This is a genomic window from Moritella sp. 36 (genome assembly GCF_018219415.1).
Taxonomy (GTDB): Bacteria; Pseudomonadota; Gammaproteobacteria; order Enterobacterales; family Moritellaceae; genus Moritella.
Map to the genome: position 1 here is coordinate 24,850 of NZ_CP056120.1, position 13,031 is coordinate 37,880.

The 13,031-nt window shown below is 43.9% G+C and carries 5 protein-coding genes, 3 tRNA genes and 3 rRNA genes; 9 read left to right on the plus strand and 2 right to left on the minus strand.

Features of this window, described 5'->3' with window-relative positions; all coding sequences use genetic code 11:
- Positions 1–96: 96 nt before the first annotated feature.
- Positions 97–1,266, minus strand: a complete 1,170-nt coding sequence (gene fadA / locus HWV03_RS00105; RefSeq protein ID WP_211677992.1) for an acetyl-CoA C-acyltransferase FadA — start codon at positions 1,264–1,266, stop codon at positions 97–99.
- Positions 1,267–1,287: 21 nt separating this feature from the next.
- On the minus strand, positions 1,288–3,432 hold the full coding sequence (gene fadB, locus HWV03_RS00110) for a fatty acid oxidation complex subunit alpha FadB (RefSeq protein WP_211677993.1): 2,145 nt from the start codon (positions 3,430–3,432) through the stop codon (positions 1,288–1,290).
- A 495-nt stretch (positions 3,433–3,927) separates the two neighbouring features.
- Between fadB and HWV03_RS00115 the strand changes: the two genes are divergently transcribed.
- The 9 genes from HWV03_RS00115 (at position 3,928) to HWV03_RS00155 (ending at position 12,334) form a co-directional block, all read left to right on the plus strand.
- Positions 3,928–4,548 (plus strand): YigZ family protein, encoded by a 621-nt coding sequence (locus HWV03_RS00115; RefSeq protein ID WP_211673551.1) that lies wholly within the window; start codon positions 3,928–3,930, stop codon positions 4,546–4,548.
- Positions 4,549–4,569: 21 nt separating this feature from the next.
- Positions 4,570–6,027, plus strand: a complete 1,458-nt coding sequence (locus HWV03_RS00120; protein WP_211677994.1) for a TrkH family potassium uptake protein — start codon at positions 4,570–4,572, stop codon at positions 6,025–6,027.
- 14 nt (positions 6,028–6,041) lie between these two features.
- Positions 6,042–6,557, plus strand: a complete 516-nt coding sequence (gene hemG, locus HWV03_RS00125) for a menaquinone-dependent protoporphyrinogen IX dehydrogenase (protein ID WP_211677995.1) — start codon at positions 6,042–6,044, stop codon at positions 6,555–6,557.
- Positions 6,558–7,050: 493 nt separating this feature from the next.
- Positions 7,051–8,595, plus strand: a 16S ribosomal RNA gene (locus HWV03_RS00130).
- 77 nt (positions 8,596–8,672) lie between these two features.
- Positions 8,673–8,749: transfer RNA gene (locus HWV03_RS00135), tRNA-Ile, on the plus strand.
- Between the two features lie 24 nt (positions 8,750–8,773).
- A tRNA-Ala gene (locus tag HWV03_RS00140) sits at positions 8,774–8,849 on the plus strand.
- 220 nt (positions 8,850–9,069) lie between these two features.
- A 23S ribosomal RNA gene (locus HWV03_RS00145) occupies positions 9,070–11,961 on the plus strand.
- A 140-nt stretch (positions 11,962–12,101) separates the two neighbouring features.
- A 5S ribosomal RNA gene (gene rrf, locus HWV03_RS00150) occupies positions 12,102–12,217 on the plus strand.
- Together the 16S, 23S and 5S rRNA genes with 3 tRNA genes alongside form the textbook arrangement of a ribosomal RNA operon.
- 40 nt (positions 12,218–12,257) lie before the next feature.
- Positions 12,258–12,334 (plus strand) — tRNA-Asp (locus HWV03_RS00155).
- Positions 12,335–13,031: the final 697 nt, after the last annotated feature.

Below are 13,031 nucleotides of genomic sequence, written 5' to 3' on the forward strand. Positions count from 1 at the left end.
TCAAGAAGAACATTTTAAGAAGAACATAAAAAAGCCAACTATCGTCATAGTTGGCTTGATATAGATTAACTAACCGTATTATTTATACTGTTGTTATTAGTCTTCGATACGCTCAAAGATAGTCGCGATACCTTGACCAAGACCGATGCACATAGTCGCGAGACCATATCTACCGCCTTGAACTTCAAGTTCGTTAACAAGCGTAGTCGAGATACGTGAACCAGAGCAACCTAGAGGGTGACCTAATGAGATTGCGCCACCGTTAAGGTTAATCTTTGTTTCAACAACATCTTCTAAGCCAAGATCTTTAACACAAGGTAAAGATTGCGCTGCGAATGCTTCGTTTAATTCGAATACATCGATATCGTCAATAGTTAAACCAGCACGCTTAAGTGCTTTCTTCGTTGCTGGTACTGGACCGTAACCCATTATTGATGGATCACAACCTGCAACAGCCATAGATACAACGCGAGCACGAGGCTTAAGACCTAGTTCTTTGGCTTTGTCCGCAGACATAAGTAACATTGCAGAAGCACCATCTGATAATGCAGATGACGTACCCGCTGTTACTGTACCGTTTACAGGATCAAATACAGGACGTAAATTACCTAGGCTTTCCATTGATGTTTCTGGACGAATCACTTCATCAAAATCATACAACTTTAAAATGCCATCAGCATCGTGACCTTCAATTGGTAGAATCTCACGTTTGAAACGACCTGAAACAGTTGCTGCTTGTGCTAATTTGTGTGAGCGTACTGCGAATGCATCTTGTTGCTCACGTGTAATGCCGTGTAATTTACCTAGCATTTCAGCTGTTAGCCCCATCATACCCGCTGCTTTCGCAGTAGATTTAGCAAGACCAACATGGAAATCAACACCGTGGTTCATTGGTACATGACCCATATGCTCAACACCACCAATGATCATCACGTCGCCGTCGCCCATTGCGATAGCACGTGTAGCATCATGGATAGCTTGCATCGATGAGCCACATAGACGGTTAACGGTTGTTGCGCCTGCTGTGATAGGGATACCAGCAAGTAATGAAGCATTACGGGCAATATTGAAACCTTGCTCTAGTGTTTGCTGAACACAACCCCAATAAACATCTTCGATGTCATTTGGATCAACTTCAGGGTTACGGTCAAGCAAGCCTTTCATTAATTTTGCAGATAGATCTTCAGCACGAACGTGACGGAATGCACCGGCTTTAGAACGACCCATAGGTGTACGTAGACAATCGACTACAACTACATCTCTCATTTTATTATCCTCGTTCGTGTCTTAGTAAAAAGTTTTGCCGTCAGCTGCGCGTTGACGCAAGCCATCAGTTACTTGGTAAAGTGGTCCTAAATCAGCAAATGAATCTGCTAATTCAATGTATTTATCTAGACCCATAGTATCTAAGTAACGGAATACACCACCACGGAATGGAGGGAAGCCAATACCATAGATAAGTGCCATATCAGCATCACCTGGAGTAGCAACAATACCTTCTTCAAGACAACGAACAACTTCGTTAATCATTGGGATCATACAGCGAGCGATAATGTCATCTTTCGAGAAATCAGCTTTTTCGCTTGCAACTTCAGCAAGCAGCTCATAGCTTTTTGCATCCGGTGTTTTTTGTATGCGACCACGACGGTCTTTAGCGTAAGAGTAGAAACCAACACCATTTTTCTGACCATAACGCGTTGCTTCAAACATAACATCGATAGAATCTTTGCCTGTTTTAGCCATACGTTCAGGAAAACCGTCAGCCATCACAGCTGCTGCATGGTGGCCTGTATCAATACCAACAACGTCTAGCAAGTATGCTGGACCCATTGGCCAACCGAATTCTTTTTCCATAACTTTATCTACTGCTACAAAATCTGCACCATCAGCGATTAGTTTTGAGAAGCCAAAGAAGTATGGGAATAATACGCGGTTAACGAAGAAACCAGGGCAGTCATTTACAACGATAGGCGTTTTGCCCATTTTCGCGGCGTATGCAACTGTTGTCGCAATTGTTTCATCAGATGATTTATCACCACGGATGATTTCGACTAATGGCATTTTATGCACAGGGTTGAAGAAGTGCATACCACAGAATTGTTCTGGGCGTTTTAAGCTCTTCGCTAGTACATTAATTGGAATCGTAGACGTATTTGAAGTGATGACTGTGTCTGCACTTACGTTGTCTTCTAATTCAGCCAGTACAGCAGCTTTAATTTTCGGGTTCTCAACAACAGCTTCAACGATAATGTCAGCTTCATCAACTGAGTTATAGCTTAGCGTTGGTGTGATTGAAGAAATAACTTTAGCCAGTTTAGTACCGTCAATACGGCCACGCTTAAGTTGCGTTGTTAATAGACCTGATGCCGTAGACATACCAAGATCAAGTGCAGTATCATTGATGTCTTTCATGATAACTGGCGTACCTTTTACTGCTGATTGGTAAGCGATACCGCCACCCATAATACCAGCGCCAAGTACTGCGGCTTTATTTGTTGCTTTGCCTGCTTTTGCTGCTTTCTTCGCGCCAGTTTTTAATGCTTGGTCACTTAAGAATAAGCCAACTAATGCTTGTGCTGCATCTGTTTTAGCAAGTTTAATGAATGTTGCAGCTTCAACACCAAGTGCACCAGTACGGTCCATTCTTGCTGCTGCTTCAACTGTTTTAACTGCAGCTGTCGGAGCTGGATAATGTTTACCCGCTTTCGCGTACACCATGCCAAGTGCAGTAGAGAAGCTCATTGTTGCTTCAATTTTATTTAAACCTAATGGTGCTTGTTTTTGCGCTCGACGTGATTGCCAGTCAAGTTTTCCTGCAATCGCATCTTTAATCATAGAGAGTGCAGCATCACGTAATTTTTCTGGTGCTACAACCGCATCTACAGTGCCAAATTTAAGGGCTGCAGGTGCTTTATAATCTTTACCTGTTGTGATCCATTCAACGGCATTATCAGCACCGATCAGACGTGGTAAACGTACTGTACCACCGAAACCAGGCATGATACCTAATTTAGTTTCAGGTAAACCGATACGTGCTGTTGTGTCTGCTACACGGAAGTCTGTTGCAAGAATTGCTTCACAACCACCGCCAAGTGCATGCCCATTTACTGCAGAGATTGTTGGATATGGCAGGTCTTCAATTGCATTGAATACTGCATTTGCTTGTTCCAACCAACCTAATAATTCAGCGTCAGGTAGTTTAAAGAGTTCAAGGAATTCAGTGATATCGGCGCCAACGATGAATGCACCTTTACCTGATGTTTGAATTAGTCCTTTAATGTCTGAATTAGTCTGTAATACTTTTACAGCTTCAGTTAATGCTTGTAATGTTGCTTGATCAAATTTATTAACAGGGCCTTTCGCGTCATATTTTAATTCTGCGATGCCATCTTCTAATAGAGTGACCGAGAGTTGTTCGGCTTGGTAAATCATTACGTTTCTCCTTGCTAAAGCGATGGTGATCATCTGCTCCGTTTGCTATTTACCAGCTATGTAGGGCACTGGTTGATCTCATTCTGTCGATAATCTAACAATATTTCAACACTTATTTTAAACGACTGTTTAAATTTTTGTCGAGGTGGTTACGCTAATATATTCAATAAGTAGTATAGTTGCTGGTAAGGATTGATGGGGGGCAATACTAGTAAAATAAGTTATTTGTCTTTCAAGTTAGCGCTAGGTACTTAGTTTAAGTTTGTATTTAGCTGTTAACTCTGTTTGCGGCTTGTTTTGTGGCTTGATCTGCTTTAAACGGTTCAGCTTACAACTGTTTTTAATTGTTAGATGTTTGTTGATGAATGTTTAATAAAAAAAAATCATCAACACTTAACTTTTAAAGTTTGTGATCCTGAACCTGCTATTATCAACAGACATATAACAGTAGAATAGCGATGAATATCTCACCCGCACCAAATACACAGGATTTAAATGATAGCGAATAGCCCTTATTTTGTTTTAGAACAGGCCTATGAATATACTGAAGAAATAAAAAAAAGCCGTTTTATTACTTATCTAGCACCAACTAAAGGACGCCAAATAGCCGAGCAATTTGTTCGGACAATTAAAGCGCAACACCCTGATGCGCGTCATCATTGTTGGGCATTTGTTGCTGGACGTCCCAGTGACGGGCAACAATATGGTTTTAGTGATGACGGTGAACCTTCAGGTACCGCGGGTAAGCCTATTCTTCATTGCTTAATGGGCAGTGACGTAGGGGAGATGACCGCAGTTGTTGTACGTTATTATGGTGGAATTAAATTAGGTACAGGGGGGTTAGCGCGTGCATATGCAGGCGGTGTACAACAAGTATTAAAATTGATTGATCCTATTGAATGTTTTATATATACAGAACTTAATTTAACTTGTGATTATGCTCAAATAGCCGCAATAGAGCGCTTATTTTCAGTATATAATGGTAAATTAAAACATGCCGAATATGGTGAACAAGTAATAATGCAGCTTGATGTTGATGCAAGGCATGCGCAAGCGTTTATTATTGCGGTTAAAAACAAAACGAATGGCCAAGTTAATGTCAAAGTGGTCGATTAATATTTAGGGATAAAAATAACAATGCAATTCAGGGCAATTTTAAGAATTGTTGGGATATTAGTTACCATCTTTAGTGTGACCATGATATTCCCTGCACTGATCGCCGCAATATATAAGGATGGTGGTGGTCTCGTCTTCATTAATTCGTTTGCTTTTTGTGTCACGTTAGGCAGTATCGTATGGTACCAAAACCGCAATTATAAAAAAGAATTAAAAGCCAAAGATGGTTTCCTGATTGTAGTTTTGTTTTGGACGGTTCTGGGGAGTGTTGGTGCGTTACCCTTTATTCTTTCTGAGCAACCAGATCTCAGTGTCGCTGGTGCATTCTTTGAATCTTTCTCTGGTTTAACGACAACAGGTGCAACCGTTATTGTTGGACTTGATGAATTACCTAAAGCATTGCTGTTTTATCGCCAGTTTTTACAATGGCTAGGTGGTATGGGGATTATTGTACTTGCTGTTGCCGTATTACCTGTTTTAGGTATCGGTGGTATGCAGCTTTATCGTGCAGAAACTCCCGGCCCAGTCAAAGACTCTAAGATGACCCCCCGTATTGCTGAAACTGCAAAAGCACTTTGGTATATTTATTTATGCCTTACAGTTATTTGCGCAATGGCGTTTTGGCTGGCTGGAATGACTATTTTCGATGCTATTGCGCATAGCTTTTCAACTATTGCAATCGGTGGATTCTCTACACATGATAGTAGTATGGGTCATTTTGATAGTTCGGTTATCAATATGATCACTGTGGTGTTCTTAATTATTGCGGGGATGAATTTTTCACTGCATTTTGCCGCATTCTCAATTAAAGGTTTTAAACCTGGCGCTTACTTACATGATCCGGAATTACGTACATTCTTATTTGTACAACTTACACTTGTGGCTATTTGCTTTTTTATTCTCTTGTCTAAAGGTGTTTATGAGTCCCCTGAAATGGCGTTAGACAAAGCGGTTTTTCAGGCCGTTTCAATTTCAACAACTGCTGGGTTTACGACGACCAGTTTCCAAAACTGGCCATTGTTCTTACCTGTGCTGCTTGTGTTTTCGAGTTTTATTGGTGGTTGTGCCGGCTCTACTGGTGGTGGTATGAAGGTGGTGCGTATCCTATTACTTTATTTACAAGGTATGCGTGAAATGAAACGTTTAGTGCATCCTCGTGCCGTATATAAGATTAAATTAGGAAAAAAAGTATTACCCGATCGTGTTATCGATGCGGTTTGGGGTTTTTTCTCTGCTTATGCCTTGGTATTTATTATTTGTATGCTGGCATTGATCACGACGGGTATGGATGAGATATCGGCCTTTTCAGCTGTGGTTGCAACATTAAATAACTTAGGGCCGGGACTTGGACAAGTCGCGGTACATTTTGGTGACGTTAATGACAGTGCTAAATGGATATTAGTTGTCGCTATGTTGTTTGGTCGTTTAGAAGTCTTTACCTTATTAATTTTATTTACCCCAGCTTTCTGGCGTAGTTAAGTGGAATCATATAAATGAAAAAAATGTTAGTACTGTATTCTACCGTTGATGGTCAAACCTTAAAGATAATTAAAGCTATCGAGGAGTCTATTACCGATAAGTATCATTGTGAAGTTATGAGCCTTGAAGAATGCCAGCATCTTGATATGGCTATTTTTGATAAAGTAGTTATCGGTGCCTCTGTGCGTTATGGTCATTTGAATAAAAAACTCTATCAATTTGTTGCTGCACATAAAGCAGAACTTGAAGCAAAAGAGAATAGTTTTTTCTGTGTAAACTTAACCGCAAGAAAAGCTGAGAAGAATACTCCTGAAACGAATGCATATATGCAGGCATTTTTAGAAAAGTCGAATTGGGTACCCAAGCAGCAAGCTGTATTCGCTGGCGCATTGTTATATTCAAAATATAATTGGTGGCAAACACTTATTATCCAGTTGATTATGAAAATAACCGGTGGTAGTACTGATAAGACGAAAGATATTGAGTTTACTGATTGGGCTAAAGTGAAATTGTTTGCGAAAACCTTGTAGATTAGTTTGCTTACTATAGCGGTACATTAACGTTTAGCGTTAAATTTAATCAGTGGTCGTTGGTTAATTGCTCATGTCATAGTATTTGTAATTCCTGACGCTGAAATGCTTGCCTATCAAATCGTTTTATCTATAATGGCGCCCACTGACACGGAAACGTCGCTCAGTAAGGTGTTTAAAAAACGGCTTTGGTTACTTTTTAAGCGTCCTGAACAAAGCGTGAATATATGCTTGACTTCAAATTCGGTTTGCGTAGAATACGCAGCCTGACTACGACGAAAGACGTCAAGGTCAATGCTCTTTAATAATTTATTCAAGCAATCTGTGTGAGCACTTGCAGAGATATAATGACCAAAAATTATATCAATGTAATTGTGAACATTAAATTAAATCGAAAGATTTGGTTTTATAAACAACAAACCTCGGTTTGTTGTTGAAGTACAGAATTCATTGAGCCGACTTAATCAACATCGTTGATTAGTCAAAAAACTTTTAATTGAAGAGTTTGATCATGGCTCAGATTGAACGCTGGCGGTAGGCTTAACACATGCAAGTCGAGCGGAAACGAAGAATAGCTTGCTATTCTGGCGTCGAGCGGCGGACGGGTGAGTAATGCTTGGGAATCTGCCTAGTCGAGGGGGACAACAGTTGGAAACGACTGCTAATACCGCATACGACCTACGGGTGAAAGGGGGCCTCTTCTTGAAAGCTCTCGCGACTAGATGAGCCCAAGTGGGATTAGCTTGTTGGTGAGGTAAGAGCTCACCAAGGCGACGATCCCTAGCTGGTCTGAGAGGATGATCAGCCACACTGGAACTGAGACACGGTCCAGACTCCTACGGGAGGCAGCAGTGGGGAATATTGCACAATGGGGGAAACCCTGATGCAGCCATACCGCGTGTATGAAGAAGGCCTTAGGGTTGTAAAGTACTTTCAGCGAGGAGGAAAGGCAGTAGATTAATACTCTACTGCTGTGACGTTACTCGCAGAAGAAGCACCGGCTAACTCCGTGCCAGCAGCCGCGGTAATACGGAGGGTGCAAGCGTTAATCGGAATTACTGGGCGTAAAGCGCATGCAGGCGGTTTGTTAAGCGAGATGTGAAAGCCCCGGGCTCAACCTGGGAACTGCATTTCGAACTGGCAAACTAGAGTTCTTGAGAGGGTGGTAGAATTTCAGGTGTAGCGGTGAAATGCGTAGAGATCTGAAGGAATACCAGTGGCGAAGGCGGCCACCTGGCAAGTAACTGACGCTCAGATGCGAAAGCGTGGGTAGCAAACGGGATTAGATACCCCGGTAGTCCACGCCGTAAACGATGTCTACTCGGAGTTTGGTTCCTTGAGAACTGGGCTCTTAAGCTAACGCATTAAGTAGACCGCCTGGGGAGTACGGCCGCAAGGTTAAAACTCAAATGAATTGACGGGGGCCCGCACAAGCGGTGGAGCATGTGGTTTAATTCGATGCAACGCGAAGAACCTTACCTACTCTTGACATCCATAGAACTTTTCAGAGATGAATTGGTGCCTTCGGGAACTATGAGACAGGTGCTGCATGGCTGTCGTCAGCTCGTGTTGTGAAATGTTGGGTTAAGTCCCGCAACGAGCGCAACCCTTATCCTTATTTGCCAGCACGTAATGGTGGGAACTCTAAGGAGACTGCCGGTGATAAACCGGAGGAAGGTGGGGACGACGTCAAGTCATCATGGCCCTTACGAGTAGGGCTACACACGTGCTACAATGGCGCATACAAAGGGCTGCAAACCAGCAATGGTAAGCGAATCCCATAAAGTGCGTCGTAGTCCGGATTGGGGTCTGCAACTCGACCCCATGAAGTCGGAATCGCTAGTAATCGTGAATCAGAATGTCACGGTGAATACGTTCCCGGGCCTTGTACACACCGCCCGTCACACCATGGGAGTGGGCTGCACCAGAAGTCATTAGCTTAACCTTCGGGAGGGCGATGACCACGGTGTGGTTCATGACTGGGGTGAAGTCGTAACAAGGTAGCCCTAGGGGAACCTGGGGCTGGATCACCTCCTTACGTAAAGTTGTTAATTTTTGTAAGTGCCCACACAAATTGCTTGAATAGAAAGTTGAAAAGCATGTAAGAAATGCGATAGGACTGTAGCTCAGTTGGTTAGAGCGCGCCCCTGATAAGGGTGAGGTCGGTAGTTCAAATCTACTCAGTCCTACCAATCTTCTTACGAACTCTATGATGTGGGGCTATAGCTCAGCTGGGAGAGCGCCTGCCTTGCACGCAGGAGGTCTGCGGTTCGATCCCGCATAGCTCCACCACATCATAGTTGTTAAAATACAAAGCTAAGCAAGCTTAATGCTTATCTTTGCTTTTTAGCAAATTGCTCTTTAAAAATTTGGAAAGCTGAATAAATAAAGAAGTTCTTAAAACACGTTATTGCTTCGGCAATAACAATATAGTGTTCTTGAGTATTCTTGAGGCGAAAAAAACTAGATAATACCTAGTTATTTCAATTGTACGGTCGACTTTAGATTGTATGGTTAAGTGACTAAGCGTATACGGTGGATGCCTAGGCAGTCAGAGGCGATGAAGGACGTGTTAATCTGCGTTAAGCTGTGGGGAGTTGATAAAAAGCGTTAATCCACAGATTTCCGAATGGGGGAACCCACTCTACTTTGTAGAGTATCGTAACGTGAATACATAGCGTTGCGAAGCGAACCGGGAGAACTGAAACATCTAAGTACCCCGAGGAAAAGAAATCAATAGAGATACCCTTAGTAGCGGCGAGCGAACGGGGTCTAGCCCTTAAGCAGTTTGGAAGTTAGTGGAAGATTCTGGAAAGTTTCACGATACAGGGTGATAGTCCCGTACATGAAAACGACCTTACTGTGAAATCGAGTAGGACGGCACACGTGATATGCTGTTTGAATATGGGAGGACCATCTTCCAAGGCTAAATACTACTGACTGACCGATAGTGAACCAGTACCGTGAGGGAAAGGCGAAAAGAACCCCTGTGAGGGGAGTGAAATAGAACCTGAAACCGTATACGTACAAGCAGTGGGAGCAGACTTGTTCTGTGACTGCGTACCTTTTGTATAATGGGTCAACGACTTAATTTCAGTAGCAAGGTTAAGCGAATAGCGGAGCCGTAGGGAAACCGAGTGTTAACTGCGCGAATAGTTGCTGGGATTAGACCCGAAACCCGGTGATCTAGCCATGGGCAGGTTGAAGGTTGAGTAACATCAACTGGAGGACCGAACCGACTAATGTTGAAAAATTAGCGGATGACTTGTGGCTGGGGGTGAAAGGCCAATCAAACCGGGAGATAGCTGGTTCTCCTCGAAAGCTATTTAGGTAGCGCCTCGCGTCTAACTATTGGGGGTAGAGCACTGTTAAGGCTAGGGGGTCATCCCGACTTACCAACCCTTTGCAAACTCCGAATACCAATAAGTTCAATCGCGGGAGACACACGGCGGGTGCTAACGTCCGTCGTGGAAAGGGAAACAACCCAGACCGTCAGCTAAGGTCCCAAAGTGTATGTTAAGTGGGAAACGATGTGGAAAGGCTCAGACAGCCAGGAAGTTGGCTTAGAAGCAGCCATCTTTTAAAGAAAGCGTAATAGCTCACTGGTCGAGTCGGTCTGCGCGGAAGATTTAACGGGGCTAAACATACCACCGAAGCTACGGATGCAAGACTTGTTCTTGCATGGTAGAGGAGCGTTCTGTAAGCCGTCGAAGGTGAGTTGAGAAGCTTGCTGGAGGTATCAGAAGTGCGAATGTTGACATGAGTAACGATAATGGGGGTGAAAAACCTCCACGCCGAAAGACCAAGGGTTCCTGTCCAACGTTAATCGGGGCAGGGTGAGTCGACCCCTAAGGCGAGGCCGAAAGGCGTAGTCGATGGGAAACAGGTTAATATTCCTGTACTCACTTATATTGCGATGGGGTGACGGAGAAGGTTAGGCTAGCATGGCGATGGTTGTCCATGTTTAAGGTTGTAGGCTGTGTGCTTAGGTAAATCCGGGCGCACATTAAGGCTGAGAGCTGATGACGAGTCTCTACGGAGATGAAGTAGTTGATACCCGGCTTCCAGGAAAAACCTCTAAGCTTCAGATATAAGAGAATCGTACCCCAAACCGACACAGGTGGTTAGGTAGAGAATACTAAGGCGCTTGAGAGAACTCGGGTGAAGGAACTAGGCAAAATGGTACCGTAACTTCGGGAGAAGGTACGCCGATGATGGTGAAGGACTTGCTCCGTAAGCTATTGTCGGTCGCAGAGAAATGGTGGCTGCAACTGTTTATTAAAAACACAGCACTGTGCAAAATCGAAAGATGACGTATACGGTGTGACGCCTGCCCGGTGCCGGAAGGTTAATTGATTGGGTTAGACTTAGGTCGAAGCTCATGATCGAAGCCCCGGTAAACGGCGGCCGTAACTATAACGGTCCTAAGGTAGCGAAATTCCTTGTCGGGTAAGTTCCGACCTGCACGAATGGCGTAATGATGGCCACGCTGTCTCCACCCGAGACTCAGTGAAATTGAAATCGCTGTTAAGATGCAGTGTACCCGCGGCTAGACGGAAAGACCCCGTGAACCTTTACTATAGCTTGGCACTGAACATTGAACCTACATGTGTAGGATAGGTGGGAGACGTTGAAGCATTGTCGCTAGATGATGTGGAGTCAACCTTGAAATACCACCCTTGTACGTTTGATGTTCTAACGTAGGTCCCTTATCGGGATTGCGGACAGTGTCTGGTGGGTAGTTTGACTGGGGCGGTCTCCTCCCAAAGAGTAACGGAGGAGCACGAAGGTTGGCTAAACATGGTTGGACATCATGTGGTTAGTGCAAAGGCATAAGCCAGCTTAACTGCGAGACAGACACGTCGAGCAGGTACGAAAGTAGGTCTTAGTGATCCGGTGGTTCTGAATGGAAGGGCCATCGCTCAACGGATAAAAGGTACTCCGGGGATAACAGGCTGATACCGCCCAAGAGTTCATATCGACGGCGGTGTTTGGCACCTCGATGTCGGCTCATCACATCCTGGGGCTGAAGTTGGTCCCAAGGGTATGGCTGTTCGCCATTTAAAGTGGTACGCGAGCTGGGTTTAGAACGTCGTGAGACAGTTCGGTCCCTATCTGCCGTGGGCGTTTGAGAATTGAGAGGAGCTGCTCCTAGTACGAGAGGACCGGAGTGGACGAACCACTGGTGTTCGGGTTGTTATGCCAATAGCATTGCCCGGTAGCTAAGTTCGGAACTGATAACCGCTGAAAGCATCTAAGCGGGAAGCAGGCCTCGAGATGAGTTCTCACTGGGACTTTAAGTCCCCTGAAGGGCCGTTGGAGACTACAACGTTGATAGGCAAGGTGTGTAAGTGCTGTGAGGCATTGAGCTAACTTGTACTAATTACCCGTGAGGCTTAACCATACAAATTAAAGTATGATTAATTGAAATACGACTTAAGAATAGATTGAACACTACTATTTATCGAAAGATAGGTTTTAAAGACTTCTTTATTTATAGCTTTTCAGATTTTAAAGATACAACTTGAAAGCAAACCAAATTTGCTTGGTGACCATAGTGTTGCGGTACCACCTGATCCCATTCCGAACTCAGTAGTGAAACGTAATAACGCCGATGGTAGTGTGGGGCTTCCCCATGTGAGAGTAGGGCATCGCCAAGCGCCAAATTAAGACTGATGGAAACATTAGCACAGATTGTGCGGAGTGGTAGTTCAGTTGGTTAGAATACCGGCCTGTCACGCCGGGGGTCGCGGGTTCGAGTCCCGTCCACTCCGCCAACAACAACGAAAGCCTGAATCGAAAGATTCAGGCTTTTTTTGTGCCTGAAATTCAGGATACAAAAATACAGATTGTTCGGGGTGGTCGTTCAGTTGGTTAGACTCTTTATAAAACCATAAGCGGCCTGTCACGCAGGGGCTCGCGGGTTGTGTTTGTAGAAAGCCGTCCGCTTTCTCTTTGCCAACAACAACGAAAGCCTGAATCGAAAACTTTTTGTTAGAAATAGAGGCTTTTTTTGTGCCTGAAATTCAGGATACAAAAAATACAGATTGTTCGGAGTGGTAGTTCAGTTGGTTAGACTCTTTATAAAACCATAAGTGGCCTGTCACGCCGGGGCTCGCGGGTTGTGTTTGTAGAAAGCCGTCCACTTTTTCTTTGCCAACAACAACGAAAGCCTGAATCGAAAACTTTTTGTTAGAAATAGAGGCTTTTTTTGTGCCTGAAATTCAGTGATAAGTATCGAGTAAATTGCGCGGAGCGCTTGTTCGTATGAGTTGCATTTAGTTGGTTAGACTCTTTATAAAACCATAAGCGGCCTGTCACGCCGGGGGCGCGGGTTGTGGTTTATAGAAAGCCGTCAGCTTTCTCTTTGCCAACAAACAACGAAAGTCTGAAATTAAACATAAATACCGGAATTGCGTTATTTATATTCTAACTACACCAATAACGTTTCAATACCTTAAGACCAAGTTCGTA

Excerpts from the sequence above, each read along its gene's own strand:
- fadA (WP_211677992.1), bottom strand. The coding sequence starts at position 1,266 with ATGAGAGATGTAGTTGTAGTCGATTGTCTACGTACACCTATGGGTCGT.
- fadB (WP_211677993.1), bottom strand. The coding sequence starts at position 3,432 with ATGATTTACCAAGCCGAACAACTCTCGGTCACTCTATTAGAAGATGGC.
- HWV03_RS00115 (WP_211673551.1), top strand. The coding sequence starts at position 3,928 with ATGATAGCGAATAGCCCTTATTTTGTTTTAGAACAGGCCTATGAATAT.
- HWV03_RS00120 (WP_211677994.1), top strand. The coding sequence starts at position 4,570 with ATGCAATTCAGGGCAATTTTAAGAATTGTTGGGATATTAGTTACCATC.
- hemG (WP_211677995.1), top strand. The coding sequence starts at position 6,042 with ATGAAAAAAATGTTAGTACTGTATTCTACCGTTGATGGTCAAACCTTA.